This window comes from Sphingosinithalassobacter sp. LHW66-3 (assembly GCF_050703275.1).
In the GTDB taxonomy this organism is placed as follows: domain Bacteria; phylum Pseudomonadota; class Alphaproteobacteria; order Sphingomonadales; family Sphingomonadaceae; genus Sphingomonas.
This window is the reverse complement of sequence record NZ_CP193482.1, coordinates 2,531,617-2,551,631: the sequence shown is the minus strand read 5'-3', so window position 1 is coordinate 2,551,631 and position 20,015 is coordinate 2,531,617. Positions and strand designations below refer to the sequence as shown.

The following is a 20,015-nucleotide window of genomic DNA, read 5'->3' as shown; positions in this document are numbered from 1 at the left end:
GACAGAGACATGGCAACCGATGTGAAGGTGCCCACACTGGGCGAATCGATCACCGAGGCGACGCTCGGCGAGTGGCTGAAGCAGCCGGGCGATCCGGTGGCGGCCGACGAGCCGATCGCGAGCCTCGAGACCGACAAGGTGTCGGTCGAAGTGCCGTCGCCGGTCGCGGGCACGATGGGCGCGCACCAGGTCCAGCCGGGTGACACCGTCGAAGTCGGCGCAGTGATCGCCAGTGTCGAGGCCGGCAGCGGCGCGCCCGCGGCGGCCGCGCCAGCGGCCGGCGAGACGCGCGGCAACGCGGATCAGTCCGCCGAAGCCAAGCAGGGCACCGGCCCCGGACCCGGCGAGCAGCCCCGCGAGCGCGCACAGGAGGTCGATGCCGCGGCGTTGTCGCCTTCGGTGCGCCGTGCGATCCTCGAACATGGCGTGGATCCTTCGACCATCCAGGGCACCGGCAAGGACGGCCGGTTGACCAAGGAAGACGTCGAAGCGGCTGCGGCCGGCAAGGGCGCACCCGCTCCCGCGCCGAGCCCTGCTCCCGCGGCAGCGCCCGCCGCCGCATCGGCCGGTGGTGGCGAGCGCCGCGAGGAGCGCGTGCGGATGACGCGGCTGCGCCAGACGATCGCCAAGCGGCTGAAGGAAGCGCAGGACACCGCCGCGCTCCTCACCACCTTCAACGACGTCGACATGACGGCGGTGATGGAGGCGCGCGCCAAGTACAAGGACCTGTTCGAGAAGAAGCACGGCGTCCGCCTCGGCTTCATGGGCTTCTTCGTGAAGGCCGCCTGCCAAGCGCTGAAGGACGTTCCGGCCGTCAACGCCCAGATCCAGGGCGACGAGATCGTCTACCACGACTATGCCGACATCTCGGTCGCGGTCTCCGCGCCGCAGGGTCTGGTCGTGCCGGTGATCCGCTCGGCAGACCAGATGAGCGTCGCGCAGATCGAGCGCACCATCGGCGACTTCGGCAAGCGCGCCAAGGACGGCAGCCTCAAGATGGACGAGATGAAGGGCGGCACCTTCACCATCTCGAACGGCGGCGTGTTCGGTTCGCTGATGTCCACGCCGATCATCAATCCGCCGCAGTCGGCGGTGCTCGGCCTCCACCGCATCGAGGACCGCCCGGTCGTCCGCGACGGCCAGGTGGTGGTGCGCCCGATGATGTATCTGGCGCTCAGCTACGACCACCGCCTGATCGATGGCCGCGAGGCAGTGACGTTCCTGGTGGCGCTCAAGAACGCGATCGAGGATCCGACGCGGCTGCTGATCGACCTGTGAGTCCTGTGCGGTGCACTTGGCCAGGGCTCCGGCCTTCGCCGGAGCACAGAAGCGCGCTAGTGCTCCGGCGAAGGCCGGAGCCCTGGCGGTCCAGTGAAACCCGGCTGGGTCTATCTGATGGCGAACCATCGTCGGGGGCAGACCTATCTCGGAGTAACCAGCAACTTGCCGCAGCGCGCGTGGCAGCACCGAACCGGCGTGATCGAAGGCCATTCGAAGGACAAGGGTTGCGTCCTGCTGGTCTGGTACGAATATTTCGATGATCTGCAGGAGGCCCGTGCCTGCGAATATCGGATGAAGAAATGGAAACGGGCCTGGAAGTTGCGCCTTATCGAGGAGCGAAATCCGGACTGGAGCGACTTGTACCACAAGCTTGTTTGACAACGTGCTCCGGCGCAGGCCGGAGCTTTGGCGGCACTGGCGCTGCATAACCCAGCGCTCCGGCCTTCACCGGAGCACGGAAGGTGGAAGATGGCTGAATACGACTATGACGTCCTGATCATCGGTGCCGGCCCGGGCGGCTATGTCGCGGCGATCCGCGCGGCGCAGCTGGGCCTGAAGGTGGCGTGCGCGGAAAGCCGCGAGACGCTGGGCGGCACCTGCCTCAACGTCGGCTGCATTCCGTCCAAGGCGATGCTCCATGCCTCCGAATATTTCGACGCTGCGAAGAACGGCATGATGGCCAAGATGGGAATCAAGGTCACGCCGGAGCTCGATCTCGACGCGATGCACGGCCAGCGGCTCGATGCGGTGAAGGGGCTGACCGGCGGCATCGAGTTCCTGTTCAAGAAGAACAAGGTCACCTGGCTGAAGGGCCGCGCCAGCTTCGAGGACGCGCACAGCGTCACCGTGAACGGCGAGAAGGTGACGGCGAAGAACATCGTCATCGCCACCGGATCGTCGGTGACGCCGCTCCCCGGCGTCGAGATCGACCAGAAGGTGGTGGTCGATAGCACGGGCGCGCTCGAACTGCCCAAGGTGCCGGGCAAGATGGTCGTCATCGGTGGCGGCGTGATCGGGCTCGAGCTCGGCAGCGTGTGGCGCCGGCTGGGCGCCGAAGTCACCGTGGTCGAATATCTCGACCAGATCCTCCCCGGCTTCGACGGCGACGTCCGCAAGGAAGCGGCGAAGATCTTCAAGAAGCAGGGCATCGCCTTCAAGACCGGCACCAAGGTGACCGCCGTGACCGTGAACGGCGGCAAGGCGACCGTCAGCGTCGAACCCGCCAAGGGCGGCGACGCCGAGCAGATCGAAGCCGATGTCGTGCTCGTCTCGATCGGCCGCAAGCCGAACACCGACGGGCTCGGCCTCGACAAGATCGGGCTCGAAGTGAACCAGCGCGGCCAGATCGAGACCGACCACCGCTTCAAGACCAAGATCGACGGCGTCTGGGCGATCGGCGACGTCATCCCCGGCCCGATGCTGGCGCACAAGGCCGAGGACGAAGGCATTGCGGTGGCCGAGAATATCGCCGGCCACACCGGCATCGTGAACCACGACCTGATCCCCAGCGTCGTCTATACCTGGCCGGAAATCGCCGGCGTCGGCCTCACCGAGGAAGCGGCGAAGGAAAAGGGCGAGATCAAGGTCGGCAAGTTCCCGATGGCGGGCAACAGCCGCGCCAAGACCAACCATGAGCCCGAGGGATTCGTGAAGGTGATCGCCGATGCGAAGTCGGACCGCGTGCTCGGTGTATGGATCATCACTTCGGTCGCCGGCACGATGATCGCGCAGGCGACCCAGGCGATGGAATTCGGCGCGACGAGCGAGGACATCGCCTATACCTGCCACGCGCACCCGACGCACAGCGAGGCGATCAAGGAAGCCGCAATGGCGGTGCAGGGGAAACCCATCCACGTCTGAAGGACCGGCGGCCGGCAGTCGCCGGCCGCCCCGGCGTCATGCCACGTCGCTGCTCCCGTCCGGTCCGGTCTCGTGAAACGCCTCGCGCGCCGCCTTGGCCGGCCGAGTGATGCCATAGACGATTACCGTCAGCAGCGCGGCCGCTCCCACGGCAAACCACAGCGCGTGCCAGGCATAATCGTCGTGCAGCACCGCCCCGGCCACCACGCCCGACGTGAAGCCGGTCCAGAGCAGCAGCCAGGGGATCCAGCCCCAGCGATCCTTGTCTCCCATCAGCGCCATCGCGAGCTTCTGCCCCATGCGCACCAGCGTTCCGGTCATGTAGGTCAGCCCGAGCGAGACTTCGCCCTCGCGATTGAAGACGCCGTTCTCCGCGCCCATCGCCGCGGCCAGCAGCAGCAGCACCAGCGGCCCCGGCATCACCAGCGCGAGCAGCGCGGCGAGTAGCAACAGCAGCGTGACGGCGGCCATCACCGCCGACATAGCGTGGCGGGCAAAGGCGCGTACGAGCACGCTCGCCACGATCACGCCCGCGACAAAGGAAAGGATCAGCGCCCCGGCGGTGACTGCATCGGTCGTCACGCCACTGCCGAGGCCCACCCCGAGCCGGGTCGAGTTGCCGCTCATGAACGATGCGAAAAAGCCGCCGAGCGTCGTATAGGCAAGTGCATCGACGAAGCCGGCGAGCGCAGCCAGGGCGATGGCCAGCGCGACGAATTGCGGGTCGGTCCGTTGCATGCGCGCCTAATGGACCAGCGCGCGTGCGGGTTCCACCCCCGAGCCACCGCTTTCCCGCGCCCGCCGCGCGCTCTATGGCGATCGGCCATGGAATATCCCGTCCCAGGCCATATCGGCCCGATCCTTCCCTGGCTCGATCTTTTCGGCATCGCCGTGTTCGCGGCGACCGGCGCGCTGGCGGCGGCGATGCGCGGGCAAACCTTCGTCACTGCCGCCTTTTTCGCGCTCGTGACGGGTGTGGGCGGCGGCACGATCCGCGATTTGCTGATCGGAGCCCCGGTCTTCTGGGTCCATGATCGAACCGTCGCCGCGATCTGCCTCGGCGCGGCACTAGTCATCTGGATCACGCCCGAGCGCCTTTGGCATGGCAAGGGGTTCGACTGGCTCGATGCGATGGGTCTTGCCGCCTATGCCGTTTTCGGCGCGGCGAAGTCGCTCGGCTTCGGCATCCCGCCGGTGCCGGCGATGGTGATGGGCGTGGTAACGGCCTGCGCGGGGGGTATCATTCGCGACATGATGGCTGGAGAACCGTCGATTCTGATGCGGCCGGAACTCTACGTTACCGCCGCGGCGCTTGCTTCGGCGACCTATGTCGCGCTGTCGTTCACCGATCTGCGCCCGTTCGCCGCGGGCCTGATCGCCGCAGCTGCTGGTTTCTCGCTGCGCGCGGCGGCGATCCAGTGGAAGCTGGCGCTGCCGTCCTACCGGGGGAAGCGCTGAGCCGGGGAATCACGCCTCCAACTCGGCCTCCTTGCCCCAAGCGATTGTCAGATTCCGGCGCGCGATCCGCTATAGGCGCGCCAGTCCCACTTCGCTGAAGGGGCGGGGCTCGGCAGGCGGAATCGCCGGTGCGTTGAGCTCGCATTGCCAGAAGCCGACGTCGATCCACTGGCCGTGCTTGTAGCCGACTTCGCGCAGCACGCCGGCGCGTCGAAATCCGACTGCCTCGTGTACGCGGATCGAGGCATCGTTCGGCAGCGCGATCGCACCGATTGCTTGCGTGAAGCCCTGGGCGCGCAGCGTGTCGATCAGCGCCTCGTACAGCAGCCGACCCGCACCGCGCCGCTGCGCCGGGCCCGCGACATAGATCGACGTCTCGACGACATGGCGATAGGCGGGGCGGTCGCGGAACCGAGTGGCATAGGCATAGCCGACCACCGGCTGGTCGCCCGCTTCCCCATCTGTCATGACCAGCCAGGGATAGAGGCCGCCGCTTGCTTCGATCCGCTTGCGCATCGCGCGCGCGTCCGGCGGGTCGGTTTCGAACGAGACGGTCCCTGCGATCACGTGCGGCGCGTAGATCGCCGCGATCGCGGCCGAATCTCCCGCTGCCGCGGCGCGAATGTCGATCATCGCAGCAAACGCGCGAACAGCATCCGCACCAGGCTCGGCTCGGTTTCCCGGCCAGAGGCCATCGGCCCCAGTGCCGCACATTCGATGCAGCGCGCCTGCATCGCCGCACCGCGGCCGACCCGCTCGGCGTCGGCAAGTGCCTGCGTCAGCACCGTGCGGCGATCGGCGGCGATGCGCGCCGCGAGGTCGGCGCCGCTGGGAGAATCAATCCACTCGTCCTGATCCTCCTCCCGCGTGAGACTTGCCAGGAATTGCAGCCATTCGCTTGGCGGCTCCTCGAGATAGACGGGATATGCATCCTCGGGCTCGATTTCGGCGCGGCGCGCGGCTTCCTCGATCGCGGCGTCGAGATCGCCGAACCGGTCGACAAGACCGAGCTGTCGCGCGGTGCCGCCCAGCCAGACCCGGCCCTGAGCGATCGCATCGACTCGCTCGATCGGCATGTTGCGCGCCTCGGCGACCAGTCCGATGAAGCGGCGATAGCCATTTTCGATCACTGACTGGAGGATCGTGTCGGTCGCTTCATTGGTGCCGGCGAGCAAGTCGGGCTGACCCGCAAGCGGTGTGGTGCGCACGCTGCTGGTGGTGACGCCGATCTTCTCGAGCGTGTTCTCGAACGTGGGCAACAGGCCGAAAATGCCGATCGAGCCCGTGATCGTGTTCGGCTCGGCAAAGATCACGTCGCCTGCCGTCGCGATCCAATAGCCGCCGCTCGCGGCGACCGAGCCCATCGAAACGACCACCGGCAGTCCCTGCGCCTTGGCGTGGAGCACGGCCTGGCGAATCTGCTCGGAAGCGAGCGCCGACCCGCCGGGCGAGTCGATCCGGACCACCAACGCGCGCAGGCGGTGCTCGGCCAGGCCCTTGAGCAGCAGCCTGGAAACCGTGTCGCCGCCCGCCGTGCCCGGCCCCGCCTCGCCATCGATGATCTCGCCGGCAACGGTGATGATTCCGATCGCGTCACCCGCCTCGTCGACCGGGTTGGCCTCCAGCCAGTCGCGCATTGCGATCGCATGGAAATTTCCCGCGGCAGCATCCGCCGGCGCCCCGACCAGCTCGGCGACCCGACGCCCGAACGCCAGCCGATCACCCGTCTTGTCGACCAGCCCGTAATCGAGGTTCGCTTGCGAGACATCGCCTCGCGCGCCGGTGACCACCTCGGCCGGCCGGGCGAGGAATTCGGCGATTCGCGCTTTCGGTCGCGCCCTGCTCACGGAATCGCGCCACTGGGACAGGATGCCGCCGTAAAGCGCTTCGTTCGCCTCACGCGCCGCCGGCGACATCTCGGTGCGCGTATAGGGTTCGACTGCCGACTTGTAAGTGCCGACGCGATAGACGTGCATGTTCACGCCCAGCCAGTCGAGCAGCCCCTTGTAATAAAGCGTCGATCCGCCCGGGCCCGCGAACAGCGTTCCCCCCATCGGGTGGACCCAGACCTCGCTCGCGCTCGCTGCCACCAGATACGCGTCATCGGTGTAAGCAGTGGCATAGGCGAGCACCGGCTTGCCGCTGGCGCGCAGCCGCGCAACCGCGTCGGAGACTTCCTCGACGGCGGCCGGATAGCCGCCGGTGAAGCGATCGAGATCGAGGACGACCGCCTTCACGCGTCCGTCGTCCTGCGCCGCGTCCAGTGCCCGCACCACGTCGCGCACCCGATGCTGTTTCAGAATCTCTCCAGGCCCGCCGAGTCCCGCCAGCGGATCGGGCGCCTCGGGCTGCTCGACGAGGGCGCCGTCCAGTGCCATCACCAGTGCCCCATCGTGGATCGCCGCCACATTCGGCCGGGCCGAAAGCAGCGCGAACAGCGTGGAGAAGAACAGGAGCATGAAGATCAGGACGAGCCCGTCCTTGATCGCCACCAATATCTTCCAGGCGCCTTTAACGAGCTTCACGGTGCCGATTCCTCTGCGAAATGCTGCCCCGCTGCCTACTGCACGCGCGAGGGCGAGTAAACGCCCGTATTAGCCGCACAATACAGATGATTTCGCCCCTTTCGCCCCCTTGACGGTCGCAGGGGTCGCACGCATATCCCGAGCGTTAGCACTCGGGTCAGCTGAGTGCTAAGACTCACAACCGTAACAAGAGGGATCAGGCGCATGAACTTTCGTCCGCTGCACGATCGCGTGCTCGTTCGCCGCGTCGAAGCCGAAGAGAAGACTGCCGGCGGCATCATCATTCCCGACACCGCCAAGGAAAAGCCGCAGGAAGGCGAAGTCGTCGCCGCCGGTGCGGGTGCCAAGGCCGACGACGGCAAGGTCACGCCGCTCGACGTGAAGGCCGGCGATCGCATCCTGTTCGGCAAGTGGTCGGGCACCGAAGTGAAGGTGAACGGCGAAGACCTGCTGATCATGAAGGAAAGCGACATCCTCGGCATCGTCGAGGGCTGATTTCGCCGCCGTCGTCCCTGCGGAGGCAGGGACCCATGTCTGTCGCGTGAGCCGATCCGGCGCATCGCAGATTGACCAGAGATAGGCCCCTGCCCGCGCAGGGGCGACGAACAGGAAGGAACTGCACATGGCAGCCAAGGACGTTAAATTCTCGCGCGACGCGCGCGAGCGCATCCTCAAGGGCGTCGACATTCTCGCCGATGCCGTGAAGGTCACGCTGGGCCCGAAGGGCCGCAACGTCGTGATCGAAAAGAGCTTCGGCGCGCCGCGCATCACCAAGGACGGCGTCACCGTCGCCAAGGAAATCGAGCTCAAGGACAAATTCGAGAACATGGGCGCGCAGATGGTGCGCGAAGTGGCCTCGAAGACCAACGACGTCGCCGGCGACGGCACGACCACCGCGACCGTTCTGGCGCAGGCGATCGTCCGGGAAGGCATGAAGTCGGTCGCGGCCGGCATGAACCCGATGGACCTCAAGCGCGGCATCGATCTCGCCACCACCAAGGTGGTCGAGGACATCCAGGCCCGCTCGAAGCCCGTTTCGGGCACCAGCGAAGTCGCGCAGGTCGGCACCATCTCGGCGAACGGCGACAAGGAAGTCGGCGAGAAGATCGCCGAAGCGATGGAAAAGGTCGGCAAGGAAGGCGTGATCACCGTCGAAGAGGCGAAGGGTCTCGATTTCGAGCTCGACGTCGTCGAGGGCATGCAGTTCGATCGCGGCTATCTCAGCCCCTATTTCGTCACCAATCCCGAGAAGATGCAGGTCGAGCTCAACGACCCGTACATCCTCATCCACGAGAAGAAGCTCAGCAACCTCCAGTCGCTGCTGCCGGTGCTCGAAGCGGTCGTGCAGTCGGGTCGTCCGCTGCTGATCATCGCCGAGGACATCGAGGGCGAGGCGCTCGCCACGCTGGTCGTCAACAAGCTGCGCGGCGGCCTGAAGGTCGCAGCGGTCAAGGCACCGGGCTTCGGCGATCGCCGCAAGGCGATGCTCGAGGACATCGCCGTCCTCACCAAGGGCGAAGTCGTCAGCGAGGATCTGGGCATCAAGCTCGAGAACGTCACGCTGAACATGCTCGGCACGGCGAAGACCGTCACGATCGACAAGGACAACACCACCATCGTCGATGGCGCGGGTGATGCCGATTCGATCAAGGCGCGCACCGAGCAGATCCGCCAGCAGATCGAAGCGACCACCAGCGATTACGACCGCGAGAAGCTCCAGGAGCGTCTCGCCAAGCTCGCCGGCGGCGTTGCCGTGATCAAGGTCGGCGGCGCGACCGAAGTCGAGGTGAAGGAGCGCAAGGACCGCGTCGACGACGCGCTGCACGCCACGCGCGCAGCCGTTGAAGAGGGCATCGTCCCCGGCGGCGGCACGGCGCTGCTCTACGCCACCAAGGCGCTCGACGGCGTCACCGGCGGCAACGAGGACCAGACCCGCGGCATCGACATCGTTCGCCGCTCGCTGACCGCGCTGGTGCGTCAGATCGCGTCGAACGCGGGCCATGACGGCGCGGTCGTTTCGGGCAAGCTGCTCGACCAGAACGACACCTCGTTCGGCTTCAACGCCTCGACCGACACCTACGAGAACCTGGTGGCGGCCGGCGTGATCGACCCGACCAAGGTCGTCCGCACTGCGCTGCAGAACGCGGCCTCGGTCGCAGGCCTGCTCATCACGACCGAAGCCACGGTCGCCGAGCTGCCCGAGGACAAGAACGGCGGCGGCGCCGGCGGCATGCCCGGTGGCATGGGCGGCATGGGCGGCATGGACTTCTAAGTCCCGCTGCGCATCACGCGAACGAGGGGCCGGGGGCGCAAGCCTCCGGCCCTTTTTGTTGGCGACTTCGGCTCTGGGCGTGTGCGCACGTGCGAAGCTGCCACCGAATCGAGCCCGCGCTATCGCTTCCGCCGCGCCCAGCCATCGTCGCGTGTCCGGCTTCGACGGGTCGGTGCATGGAAGTCGCGCGGCTTGTCCGCCACCCAGCGCAGGAAGCGCGCCACCTCGGGATGACCTCGCACCGCGTCGAGCGCGCCGTCGCTGCACAGCGCGGCCAGCTCGGAATTGGTGAGGGCGGCATGGACGGTGCTGTGGCAGATCGGATGAAGCGGAACGGTCTCGCGGCCGCCCTCGCTCTTCGGAACCGCATGGTGCCACTCGACACGGGCTCCGAGTGGCCGGTCGCACAGCGTGCACATTTGCGGCTCCGCGGGCCGCGCCGCGACGTCGAGCGCAGCAAGCGCCGCCTTGCGTTTCACACGTCCGCGCACGCGATTGCCTCCTTCTGCTGCGGCGTGAGAGGAGGCGGAACGATCGCCGCCCCTATCCGAGCGCCACCTGCTTTTCTTCCGCCAGCCGGTCGAGCTCGGCGCGCGACTTCTTCTCCGCCGCGGTCTTCAGCTGGCCGCAGGCGGCGTCGATGTCCCGGCCGCGCGGCGTCCGCACCGGAGCGGAAATGCCCGCTTCGAACACGATGTTTGAGAAGGAGCGGATCCGCTCGGGAGTCGAAGTGTCATAGGGTGCGCCGGGCCAGGGATTGAACGGGATGAGGTTCACCTTGGCGGGCAGCTTGTACTTGCGGATCAGCCGAACGAGCTCGCGCGCGTCGGCGTCGCTGTCGTTCTTGTCCTTCAGCATGACATATTCGAAGGTGATCCGCCGCGCATTGTTCGCGCCCGGATAGTCGGCGCAGGCCTGCAACAGTTCTTCGATGCCGTATTTGCGATTGAGGGGGACGATCTCGTCACGCACTTCCTTGGTCACGGCATGCAGCGACACGGCTAGGTTGACTCCGATTTCCTCGCCGCAGCGTGCCATCATCGGCACGACGCCGCTGGTCGACAGCGTGATCCGGCGCTTGGAGAGCGCCAGTCCGTCGCCATCCATCACCAGCTTGAGCGCGTCGCGGACGTTGTCGAAGTTATAGAGCGGCTCGCCCATCCCCATCATGACGATGTTGGTCAGCATCCGCCCCTCGGGCTGGCTCGGCCATTCGCCCAGCGAATCGCGCGCCAGCATCACCTGACCCACGATCTCGCCGGCAGTGAGATTCCGCACCAGCCGCATCGTTCCGGTGTGGCAGAAACGGCAATTGAGCGTGCAGCCCACCTGGCTCGACACGCACAGCGTTCCCCGGTCCGCATCGGGGATAAACACCATCTCGTAATCCTGGCCATCGGGCGAGCGCAGCAGCCACTTGCGCGTTCCGTCGGTCGAGACCTGCGCCTCGATCACCTCGGGACGGCCGATCACGAACCGTTCGGCCAGCCAGGGGTGCTGCGCCTTGGCAATATCGGTCATCGCCGCGAATTCGGTGGCGCCGCGATTGTAGATCCAGTGCCAGAGCTGCTTCGCGCGCAGCTTCGCCTGCTTCGGCTCCATGCCGGCGGCGCTCAGCGCTTCGCGAAGACCATCCTTCGAAAGACCGATCAGATCGACTCGACCATCCGCGCGGGCAGCGGGCGCACGCGGAACGGGCACGGGATCAATGTGCCCCGGGATGGGGATCGAAAGCGGCTGCGCTGTCTGCATCGGCGGCATATAAGCGGTTCCGGGGCGAAATTCCACTCCCCGACCAGCGGCTGCGGGAAGTCAGCGGCCCACGCACCCCAGAGCCGCCGCATCGATCGCAGTGGCGGCGCCCTGCAGCGCATAGACGTCGACGAACGGGCGGCCGTTCATCCCGGTCGATTCGACGCTCATGCTGCGCGCCCCGCGCATCGCGGAGACGATCGCTGCGTCGGTCCGCCGGTCCGGCGCCCAGGCGTCCCGCTCGCCCGAGACGAGTTCGAATCGCCGCTCGCCAACCGTAAGCGTCACTTGCGCGCGCGGATGGCGCTGTCGGCTGAGACGGATGTGGAGCTGGTTTCGGACGCCCTCGCCCGGCCAGTTGGCGATGCTGGCGAAGGGACGGGGATCGCGCGCGCGGCTGCGCACCGGCTCGGCAATCGCAAAACAGCGCAGCGGCGAGGGATCACGAAATGCGCCCCAGCTCTCGAACACGCCCAGCGCTTCACGCCCTTGCGGGACAGCCTGGAGCGCAATCGCGCCCCCCAGCAGCAGAGACAGCATCACGCTGGCGCGCCGCCTCGCCCGCCGCCGAGGTGGGCCACGGTTTCCACGCCAGCCTCGATTCGCACGATCGAGCCCTGCGGCAGATCGGGCGCGACCGGCGCAGCGAAACGCGGCAACACATCCGCTCCGGTGAGCACTCCCCGCAGCACACGGCTCGACATGCCGTGCATGATGACCAGCCGGTCGCCCGGATCATCCGCCGTATCCGCGGCCCAGGCGCCGACTCGCGCCGCGATCGCATCATACCATTCGCCCCCCGGCGGCTGGCGGACGTAGAGATTGTGCTCGGGATCGAGCACGCTGCCGCTCTCCTGCGCCAGATCGGCATAATAGCGACCGCTCCACGCGCCCATGCCGATCTCCACGAGTCGCGAGTCGGTACGCGCCCCGTGCCAGTCGAGCTCGAGATGCTCTGCGATCACTGCGAGTGTCTGCAGCGCCCTGCCAGCCGGCGAAGCCCAGAGCGTGATCGCGGGCCGCACGCCCAGCAGGTTGCGCAGCGCGGCCCCCATCGCGTTCGCCTGCTCGAATCCCGCACGGGTGAGCGGCGTATGGACGTGGTCCCCCTGCATCCGGCGCGCGGCATTGAACACGGTTTCGCCGTGGCGGGCGATGAAGTCACGGCCTTTGCGAGCAGCGGCATCAGTCATGCCCCTCTAGTCTCCAGGCTCGCTGCCGATAGCAACGCCTTTTTTCTGCCTCGTTTCGTTCAGGAAACAAACAGGTGCCTCAGGCGAGTAGCACAGCAGCGGCCGTTCAGGTCCGCAATGACAGTCCACAGGGAGTACGAAAATGCGCATGCACCTTCTCACCGCGCGGCGCGGCACGACTGCCGCCGGAGAGGCCGCAACGGCTCGCTGAGGAGCCGATCATCGGGCGCGCATGTGTTGCACGAAAGCAACGGATTCCATCGTTTATCTGGCGTTCATGCAACATCCGCCGCTCGCAAACGATTCATCGCCCCGCTCGCAAATTTCGCGAGCCAGTACCGTAACGCGTTTTCTTTGGAGTACCGTACATGCGTAACGCAATTCTCGCCGCCGCGCTCGTCAGCACCACGGCGCTTGCCGCTCCCGCCGCGGCCCAGTCCTATGATCCGACTTTCACCGGTCCGCGGATCAGCGTGCTCGGCGGCTATGACGGCATCCGCCCCGGCAGCACCGAGGATTCGGATCTCGACGGCGACGATCAGACCGTCGACGGCTTCCTCTATGGCCTCGAGGCCGGCTACGACTTCAACCTCGGCGGCGTCGTTGCCGGTGCCGAGGTCGAGCTGACCGATTCGACCGGTAAGGTCGAGATGGACAGCACCGACCCCAGCTACTTCGGCTACGGCGAAGTAGCGACCGACCGCGACATCTATGCCGGCGTCCGCATCGGCGGCATCGTCGCCCCGGGCACGCTGCTCTACGCCAAGGGCGGCTATACGAATGCACGACTGAACGTGCTCGCCACCGACGGCACGACCGAGCTCGACGAGAATTTCGAGCTGGACGGCTGGCGCGTCGGCGCGGGTGTGGAGCGGACCTTCGGCACCAATACCTTCGCGAAGCTCGAGTATCGCTACTCGAACTACACCGAAGCCGATTTCGAGTTCTTCGACGGCTCGACCACGAGCGCGTTCGAAGTCGATACGGACCGGCACCAGGTCGTTGCGGGCGTCGGCTTCCGCTTCTGAGGCACGTTTCCGCAATTTTGCGGAGCAGGAAGGGCCGGAGCGCTTGCTCCGGCCCTTTTTCGCGCTAGAGATGCTGAACGGCGCATTGCCACCGGCCGCGAACGAAGGTGCTTGGTGGGGGTTTGAGGGCGGCGGCCCGGGGGTTGTGAAATGAAGGCGACGATCGAACGTGCAACGCTCTTGAGGGGGCTCTCCCACGTCCAGTCGGTGGTCGAGCGGCGCAACACGATACCCATTTTGTCCAACGTGCTGATCGAGGCGCAGGCCTCGGGCGCGATGCGGCTGATGGCGACCGACCTCGATTTGCAGATCGATGAAACCATTCCTGCCGCGGTCGATCAGCCCGGCGCGATCACCGTCTCGGCGCACACGCTGTTCGATATCGTCCGCAAGCTGCCGGAGGGCGCGCAGGTCGAGCTTTCCGCCGCCGAAGGGCGCATCCACGTGACCGCCGGCCGCGCCAAGTTCAGCCTGGCGACACTGCCGCGCGACGATTTTCCCGTGATCGCCGAGGGCGAACTGCCGACGACCTTCGAACTATCGGCCGAGATCCTGAAGCAGATCATCGACAAGACGCGCTTCGCCATCTCGACCGAAGAGACCCGCTACTATCTGAACGGCATCTTCTTCCACGTCTCCGACGACGCGACTCCGCTGCTGCGCGCGGCCGCGACCGACGGACACCGGCTGGCGCGCGTCACCGTCGCCCGCCCCGACGGCGCCGAAGCGATGCCCGACGTGATCGTGCCGCGCAAATGCGTGGCCGAACTGCGCAAGCTGCTCGAGGATGTCGACGGGTCGGTGGGCGTCTCGCTTTCGGGATCGAAGATCCGGTTCGATCTCGGCCAGGCGATCCTCACGTCCAAGCTGATCGACGGCACCTTCCCCGATTACAGCCGCGTCATCCCCACGGGGAACGACAAGCTGCTCAAGCTCGATCCCAAGGCGCTGATGGCAGGCGTCGATCGCGTCTCGACGATCGCCACCGAGAAAACCCGCGCCGTGAAGATGGCGCTTGAGCGCGACAAGGTCGTGCTTTCGGTTACCAGCCCGGAAAATGGCGCCGCCGCCGAGGAAGTCCCCGGCGACTATGCCGCATCGCCGTTCGAGATCGGCTTCAACAGCCGCTATCTGATGGACATTCTCGGCCAGATCGAAGGGGATACGGTAGAGGTCCATCTCGCCGACGCCTCGGCGCCCACTCTGATCCGCGAGAACGACAAGTCGCCCGCGCTGTACGTGCTGATGCCGATGCGGGTTTGAGGCGGAGCGCCCGGCAAGCGCTCGCCGGGCGCACCCCTTCCAGAGTCAGTCGGGCACCAATCCTCGGCGAAGCTGCACGACCGTCGAGCAGACCAGCGACACGCAGGTGAGCACCAGCACGATCGTCCAGCTGCCGATTTCCGGCAGCAGTCCCAGCTTCACCGCGCTTGCCCAGACAAAGACAAACGTCGATCCTACGAAATAGGCCACGGCGGCGGAGCTGACGATCGCCGCCCGCATGAGCTCATCGCCGAGCCGATAGACTCGCCAGCTCTGCCAGGCGCAGAACAGCGTAAGCAGAACGATCGCCGCCATCGCGGCCTGCCGCAGACTGATCGCCCAACCCAGTTCCGCCGCGACAGGCGGTATCACCAGCGTCGCCGCGGCCACCAGCAGCAGCCCGGCCTGGCTGCGCGCCGACGAGATCACGCCAGCGTCGAGCGGCTCGGCCGGATCGCGAGGCCCGGCGAGCCGCCGCATCCGCTTCTCGCTGGTTGTCGCCCAGGCGATGACCAGCGCAGTGAACGCCAGCATCGCGGCGAGCACCAGCGCCGCCACATTCTCGACCCTCCAGCTCTCGATCCACTCGATGAGGTCGAACCGGGCCAGCAGGAATCCGATCAACGCGCCCGCAGGCAGCCCGAGAGCGAAATTCTTGAGCAGGCGGCGGCCGGGCCGGGAGGAGGCGTCAGGCGTCATGGGGTGGCTCCCAGTCATCGAGGAAGATCGCATCGACAGGCACTCCGAACAGCTTTGCCATCCGCAGAGCGAGCGGCAGGCTGGGGTCATATTTGTCGGTCTCGACCGCGTTGATCGTCTGGCGGGACACGCCGAGCCGCTGCGCCAGGACGCCCTGGCTCATCCCGCGTTCGGCACGCAGGATCCGCAAACGGTTCTTCACGGCTGGGCGCTCCGTATCTCAACGACCACGTCAAGAGCTCTGGTCTTAATGACAAGCGTTCTTGACTGATTCGCAGTCTTTGTCAAGAGCTCTGGACACCGGCGCTTATGCGCCGCCATCCTTGCATCAGCAGCAGCGTGACGAGGATCGCGGCGGTGTCGGCCGCCCAGTCGGCGAACTCGGCGTCGCGATGCAGCGCCGGGATCATCTGGATGAGCTCGATGGCGACACCGACCAGCGACAGGGCGAGCGCGATCCGCCACGCGCGTTGCCGGGGCCAGCCCAGCGTGGCGAGCAACGTCAACACCGCAAATGCCGCGATGTGCTGGAGCTTGTCCTGCGGTTCACCAGGCAGCGCGGGAGGATGGGGAAGGCTCGCCATGACCACCGCAAAGCAAAGCGCGGCAGCGAAGACAGCCCTCCAGAAAAGCGATGAACCCATGTTTTGGACGGCTCCTCTCGTGAATGCGGCCGCTAGTCCGAACGGTAAGGCCTGTCCAGAAATCTGCCTGCGTTATTGAAGCTTCCGCCGAAGTCGCCTATTAACATCATTGTCAATACAGCGAGGCGAAGCATGGCGACTCAGCCGATCAATCCCGGCATCCCGATGAAGCGTGAGTGGGGCACTGCGCTGGGAGCACTGCGCCGCCTGCTCGCGAATGGCGACGACACGACGCAGGTGTTCCGCATCATGCGCGCGCTGAACGGCGACGTCACTCAGAAGAACTATCGCAAGCTGCTGACGCTGCCGCACGGCGGGCGCCTCGCCTATCGCCGGCTGGAGCTGGCCGAACTCCTCTCGGATCGCGGCTTCATCGACTCGCTGCCCGCGGGAAGCGTCGGCGCCGCCTATCGCGCCTTTCTGAACGCAACCGGCTATACCGCGCAGGGTCTCGCCGAAGTCAGCCGCGCCGAGGGCGCGTTTCAGGACGGCGATATCGAGCATCCCTATGCCTGGATGGGCCGCCGCGAGCGCGACATCCACGACATCTGGCACGTGCTGACCGGCTACAAGGCCGACGAGCATCTCGGCGAGCTGTGCCTGGTCGCCTTCAGCTATGCCCAGACAGGCGGGCTCGGCTGGGCGTTTATCGCCGCCGGCGGCGGACTCAAGAGCCTTCGCGTCACCGGCGACGCCACAGTCGTCCGAGCGATCCGCGAGGGCTATCGCCACGGCAGGCGCGCGGCATGGCTGCACGGCGAGGATTATGAGGCGTTGCTGCACGAGCCGCTCGAGGCGGCGCGGGAGCGGCTGAACATCGCGGAGCCAGTCCGCTATCGGGCGGCCCAGGCACGTTTGGCGGAAGCCGGCATCTCCGCACTCTGATCGGCGGCCGCGGCGCATTCGAAGCGCCACGCACCGGTTGGCGGGCGCCGCGGATCGGCAGGCGCCGGCGCGCAGCCGTTGTACCCGGGCAAGTCCGTGCCCTAGGGGAAGCCATGGCCCTCACTCGCCTGGTGCTCAGCGATTTCCGCAATCATGCCGATGCCGTGCTCGCGCCCGGACCCGGTTTCGTCCTGCTGACCGGAGACAATGGTGCCGGCAAGACCAATGTGCTGGAGGCGCTGTCGCTGCTAGCGCCCGGCCGGGGGCTCCGCCGGGCGGCGCTGAGCGAGATGGCGCGGCAGGGCGGCAGCGGCGGTTTCGGCGTGGCGGGGGTGGTCGACGGCGACACGGAGATCGGCACCGGAACCCAGCCGTCCGCGCCCGAGCGCCGACTCGTCCGGATCAACGGCGCCTCCGCACCCGCCACCGCGCTCGCCGAGCGACTGACGGTGCTTTGGCTCACGCCCGCGATGGACCGGCTGTTCGTCGAGGCCGCGGGCGAGCGGCGGCGGTTCCTCGACCGGCTCACTCTGGCGCTGGTGCCCGGCCACGCGCGCCAGACGTCGCGCTACGAAGCCGCCATGCGCGAGCGCAACCGCATCCTCGCAGAGGACGCGGCACCCGACCGAAGCTGGCTCAGCGCGCTCGAAGCGCGCATGGCCGAGCATGGCACGGCGGTGGATCAGGCGCGACGCGACACGGTCGCCGCATTGGGCGATCGGCTTGCCGCCGCGCCGGAAGGCCCGTTCGCACGGGCGGCACTGGAACTCGACGGCTGGGAAGGCGATGCCGCGTCGCTCGCGCGGACGCTCGCCGAAGGGCGCCAGCGCGATGCCGCGGCCGGCCGGACGCTTGCCGGGCCCCACCGGGCGGACCTGCTCGTCACTCACTGCGCCAAGGCGCAGCCGGCGCAGCTGTGCTCGACCGGCGAACAAAAGGCGCTGCTGCTGGGGCTCGTGCTCGCCCATGCCGAGCTGGTGGCCGACCGCACCGGCCGCGCCCCGACCCTGCTGCTCGACGAAGTGGCGGCGCATCTCGATCCGCTACGCCGCACCGCTCTGTTCGAGCGACTGGCCGGCCGCGGCCAGGTGTGGATGACCGGTACCGAAGCGGCACTGTTCGATGCAGTGCCCGATCGTGTGACCCGGTTCGAAGTCGCCGACGGAGTGATCCGGGCAAAATGAGGCACGCGGCCGGTTTCCTCCGGTCCTGTCGCGCGTCTGCCCCTCGGGCGGCGAGCGTCAGCTCACCCATCAGCGCGGCGTAGTCGCCCGGCGCCAGGCACTGGCGCGCGATTGCATCCCGCAGCGGCGCGAGTATCGCCCCGGCAGCGGACGCGTTGCGCCATTCGGTGTTGCCAAGCCGGATCAGGAGCTGCGCGGTACCCCTGGAGCAGCCACAAGATGGTTTCGCGGCTGAACCGGTTCCGGCAGAGCGCGTTCATGGGGCACACCAAACCGGGAGCAATGATGAGCCGCAGAACGCCCGCCAAACTGGAAGTCCGCAGCGCCACGACTGAAGACATCCCCGGGATCCTGTCGCTGATCGGCCGGGTCTATACGGGAATCGAGAACTACACGCCCGGCATGGTCCGGGGGCAAATCAACAACTTTCCCGAGGGCCAGTTCGTCGCGCTCTATAACGGCCGCGTCGTGGGCTATTGCGCCGCGAGCCGGATCGACGAGGAAGTGGCGCTGGCGCCGCACGACTGGGAATCGATCACCGGCAACGGCTTCGGCAGCCGGCACGATCCGACCGGCGACTGGCTCTACGGCTATGAGATGGCAGTCGATTCGCGCCAGCGCGGCCTGCGCATCGGCAAGCGGCTGTACGAGGCGCGCCGCGCGCTGGTCGAGCGGCTGGAGCTGAAGGGAATCGTCTTCGGCGGGCGCATGCCGAACTATCGGCGCTCGATCCGCAAGGTCGAGAGCCCGGACGATTATCTGCAGCAGGTGGTCGACGGAAAGCTGCGCGATCCGGTGATCGGCTTCCAGCTCGCCAACGGCTTCACGCCGATCGGCGTGCTTCACGATTATCTGCCCGAGGACAAGGCATCGGGCACCCATGCCGCGCACATGGTGTGGCGCAATCCCTATGTCGATCCGGACGAGCCGCCGCAGCATCGGGTGCCGCGCGACATCGAAAGCGTGCGCCTGGCGACGTGCCAGCTTCAGGCCCGGCCGGTGGAGGATTTCGACGAGTTCGTCCGCAACGTCGAGTATTTCGTCGATGTCGCATCGAGCTATCAGTGTGACTTCATCGTCTTTCCTGAGCTGTTCTCGCTCAGCCTGCTCTCGTTCGAGCGCAAGGGGCTGACGCCGATGGAGGCGATCGACAAGCTGACCGATCATCGTAAGCCGCTGGTCGCGGCGCTCAGCCGGCTGGCGCTGAGCTACAACATCAACATCGTCGGCGGATCGCATCCCACCCGCACCGACGACGGCGACATCCAGAACGTCGCCTATGTCTGCCTGCGCGACGGATCGATCCATGCGCAGGAGAAGATCCACCCGACACCCAACGAAGCCTATTGGTGGAAGATCAAGGGCGGCGACGCAGTCGAAGTGATTCAGACCGACATCGGACCGATCGGCGTGCTCATCTGCTACGACAGCGAGTTCCCCGAGCTCGCCCGCCGACTGGTCGACGAAGGGGCGCGGATCATCTTCGTCCCCTTCTGCACCGACAATCGCCAGGGCTATATGCGCGTGCGCTATTGCGCACAGGCGCGGGCGATCGAGAATCAGTGTTTCGTCGTCATGTCGGGCAATGTCGGCAATCTGCCCGGCGTCGAGAACATGGACATCCAATACGCCCAGAGCTGCATCCTCACACCGTGCGACTTTCCCTTCGCACGCGACGGAATCGCGGCAGAGGCCAGCGAGAATATCGAAACACTGACGATTGCCGACGTGAACCTTGCCGACCTCACCTGGGCACGCGCCGAAGGCACCGTGCGCAACCTCACCGACCGGCGGTTCGATCTGTATCGCATCGACTGGACGCAATCCCCCCGCGGCGGGCAGCAGCAGCCACGCGGGCCCACCGTCGAGCACAAGGGACCCGGCGGCGGCTGATGGCCTTCCCCCGCCGGCGGCGGCAATTTCCGGAAAAACCGGAACGGACGCGGCGGCTCATCCATTGATTCGATGAAC

General features: G+C 66.8%; 21 protein-coding genes. 11 read left to right on the top strand and 10 right to left on the bottom strand.

Features of this window, described 5'->3' with window-relative positions; genetic code table 11:
* Window positions 1–9: 9 nt before the first annotated feature.
* The 3 genes from odhB to lpdA all read left to right on the top strand — a co-directional run bounded on the left by odhB (window position 10) and on the right by lpdA (window position 3,141).
* Window positions 10–1,278, top strand: coding sequence for a 2-oxoglutarate dehydrogenase complex dihydrolipoyllysine-residue succinyltransferase (odhB, locus tag ACQ450_RS12555; protein ID WP_431469510.1), 1,269 nt, complete (start codon window positions 10–12; stop codon window positions 1,276–1,278).
* A gap of 117 nt (window positions 1,279–1,395) precedes the next feature.
* On the top strand, window positions 1,396–1,659 hold the full coding sequence (locus ACQ450_RS12550; RefSeq protein WP_431471225.1) for a GIY-YIG nuclease family protein: 264 nt from the start codon (window positions 1,396–1,398) through the stop codon (window positions 1,657–1,659).
* A 90-nt stretch (window positions 1,660–1,749) separates the two neighbouring features.
* Window positions 1,750–3,141: a dihydrolipoyl dehydrogenase gene (gene lpdA, locus ACQ450_RS12545; RefSeq protein WP_431469509.1), complete on the top strand. Its 1,392-nt coding sequence runs from the start codon at window positions 1,750–1,752 to the stop codon at window positions 3,139–3,141.
* Between the two features lie 36 nt (window positions 3,142–3,177).
* Here lpdA and ACQ450_RS12540 read toward each other — a convergent pair whose 3' ends face one another.
* Window positions 3,178–3,879: a YoaK family protein gene (locus ACQ450_RS12540; protein ID WP_431469508.1), complete on the bottom strand. Its 702-nt coding sequence runs from the start codon at window positions 3,877–3,879 to the stop codon at window positions 3,178–3,180.
* Between the two features lie 87 nt (window positions 3,880–3,966).
* Between ACQ450_RS12540 and ACQ450_RS12535 the strand changes: the two genes are divergently transcribed.
* Complete coding sequence (locus ACQ450_RS12535) at window positions 3,967–4,599, top strand: trimeric intracellular cation channel family protein (RefSeq protein ID WP_188054023.1); 633 nt, start codon at window positions 3,967–3,969, stop codon at window positions 4,597–4,599.
* Between the two features lie 69 nt (window positions 4,600–4,668).
* Here ACQ450_RS12535 and ACQ450_RS12530 read toward each other — a convergent pair whose 3' ends face one another.
* Window positions 4,669–5,232 (bottom strand): N-acetyltransferase family protein, encoded by a 564-nt coding sequence (locus ACQ450_RS12530; RefSeq protein ID WP_431469507.1) that lies wholly within the window; start codon window positions 5,230–5,232, stop codon window positions 4,669–4,671.
* Complete coding sequence (gene sppA / locus ACQ450_RS12525) at window positions 5,229–7,124, bottom strand: signal peptide peptidase SppA (protein WP_431469506.1); 1,896 nt, start codon at window positions 7,122–7,124, stop codon at window positions 5,229–5,231. The genes ACQ450_RS12530 and sppA overlap by 4 nt, the downstream gene beginning before the upstream one ends.
* Before the next feature lie 204 nt (window positions 7,125–7,328).
* Between sppA and groES the strand changes: the two genes are divergently transcribed.
* Window positions 7,329–7,619, top strand: coding sequence for a co-chaperone GroES (gene groES / locus ACQ450_RS12520; RefSeq protein WP_188054020.1), 291 nt, complete (start codon window positions 7,329–7,331; stop codon window positions 7,617–7,619).
* Window positions 7,620–7,746: 127 nt separating this feature from the next.
* Window positions 7,747–9,396 carry a chaperonin GroEL gene (groL, locus tag ACQ450_RS12515; protein WP_431469505.1) on the top strand — a complete coding sequence of 550 codons (1,650 nt, stop codon included), beginning with the start codon at window positions 7,747–7,749 and terminating at the stop codon, window positions 9,394–9,396.
* A 119-nt stretch (window positions 9,397–9,515) separates the two neighbouring features.
* Here the strand turns inward: groL and ACQ450_RS12510 are convergent, their stop codons facing one another.
* The 4 genes from ACQ450_RS12510 to ACQ450_RS12495 form a co-directional block, all read right to left on the bottom strand.
* A complete protein-coding gene (locus ACQ450_RS12510; protein ID WP_431471224.1) occupies window positions 9,516–9,815 on the bottom strand; it encodes an HNH endonuclease in 300 nt (99 codons plus the stop codon).
* A 124-nt stretch (window positions 9,816–9,939) separates the two neighbouring features.
* The gene (gene rlmN, locus ACQ450_RS12505) at window positions 9,940–11,148 is read right to left on the bottom strand and encodes a 23S rRNA (adenine(2503)-C(2))-methyltransferase RlmN (protein ID WP_431469504.1); all 1,209 of its coding nucleotides are present in this window, start codon (window positions 11,146–11,148) and stop codon (window positions 9,940–9,942) included.
* A gap of 60 nt (window positions 11,149–11,208) precedes the next feature.
* Window positions 11,209–11,688 carry a hypothetical protein gene (locus tag ACQ450_RS12500; protein ID WP_431471223.1) on the bottom strand — a complete coding sequence of 160 codons (480 nt, stop codon included), beginning with the start codon at window positions 11,686–11,688 and terminating at the stop codon, window positions 11,209–11,211.
* The gene (locus ACQ450_RS12495) at window positions 11,688–12,341 is read right to left on the bottom strand and encodes a histidine phosphatase family protein (RefSeq protein ID WP_431469503.1); all 654 of its coding nucleotides are present in this window, start codon (window positions 12,339–12,341) and stop codon (window positions 11,688–11,690) included. Before ACQ450_RS12495 ends, ACQ450_RS12500 begins: the two co-directional genes overlap by 1 nt.
* A gap of 368 nt (window positions 12,342–12,709) precedes the next feature.
* Between ACQ450_RS12495 and ACQ450_RS12490 the strand changes: the two genes are divergently transcribed.
* Both ACQ450_RS12490 and dnaN read left to right on the top strand, forming a co-directional pair.
* Window positions 12,710–13,369: an outer membrane protein gene (locus ACQ450_RS12490; RefSeq protein WP_431469502.1), complete on the top strand. Its 660-nt coding sequence runs from the start codon at window positions 12,710–12,712 to the stop codon at window positions 13,367–13,369.
* 150 nt (window positions 13,370–13,519) lie between these two features.
* Window positions 13,520–14,632 (top strand): DNA polymerase III subunit beta, encoded by a 1,113-nt coding sequence (gene dnaN, locus ACQ450_RS12485; protein WP_188054015.1) that lies wholly within the window; start codon window positions 13,520–13,522, stop codon window positions 14,630–14,632.
* 45 nt (window positions 14,633–14,677) lie between these two features.
* Here the strand turns inward: dnaN and ACQ450_RS12480 are convergent, their stop codons facing one another.
* The 3 genes from ACQ450_RS12480 to ACQ450_RS12470 all read right to left on the bottom strand — a co-directional run bounded on the left by ACQ450_RS12480 (window position 14,678) and on the right by ACQ450_RS12470 (window position 15,975).
* Window positions 14,678–15,331, bottom strand: a complete 654-nt coding sequence (locus ACQ450_RS12480; protein ID WP_431469501.1) for a hypothetical protein — start codon at window positions 15,329–15,331, stop codon at window positions 14,678–14,680.
* Window positions 15,321–15,533 carry a helix-turn-helix transcriptional regulator gene (locus tag ACQ450_RS12475; RefSeq protein WP_188054013.1) on the bottom strand — a complete coding sequence of 71 codons (213 nt, stop codon included), beginning with the start codon at window positions 15,531–15,533 and terminating at the stop codon, window positions 15,321–15,323. The genes ACQ450_RS12480 and ACQ450_RS12475 overlap by 11 nt, the downstream gene beginning before the upstream one ends.
* An 82-nt stretch (window positions 15,534–15,615) precedes the next feature.
* On the bottom strand, window positions 15,616–15,975 hold the full coding sequence (locus ACQ450_RS12470; RefSeq protein ID WP_431469500.1) for a hypothetical protein: 360 nt from the start codon (window positions 15,973–15,975) through the stop codon (window positions 15,616–15,618).
* 132 nt (window positions 15,976–16,107) lie between these two features.
* Here ACQ450_RS12470 and ACQ450_RS12465 point away from each other — a divergent pair, with 132 nt between their 5' ends.
* The 3 genes from ACQ450_RS12465 (at window position 16,108) to ACQ450_RS12455 (ending at window position 19,937) form a co-directional block, all read left to right on the top strand.
* Window positions 16,108–16,860, top strand: coding sequence for a Coq4 family protein (locus ACQ450_RS12465; RefSeq protein ID WP_431469499.1), 753 nt, complete (start codon window positions 16,108–16,110; stop codon window positions 16,858–16,860).
* 113 nt (window positions 16,861–16,973) lie between these two features.
* Window positions 16,974–18,044: a DNA replication/repair protein RecF gene (recF, locus tag ACQ450_RS12460; protein WP_431469498.1), complete on the top strand. Its 1,071-nt coding sequence runs from the start codon at window positions 16,974–16,976 to the stop codon at window positions 18,042–18,044.
* 285 nt (window positions 18,045–18,329) lie between these two features.
* Window positions 18,330–19,937 (top strand): bifunctional GNAT family N-acetyltransferase/carbon-nitrogen hydrolase family protein, encoded by a 1,608-nt coding sequence (locus tag ACQ450_RS12455; RefSeq protein WP_188056530.1) that lies wholly within the window; start codon window positions 18,330–18,332, stop codon window positions 19,935–19,937.
* Window positions 19,938–20,015: the final 78 nt, after the last annotated feature.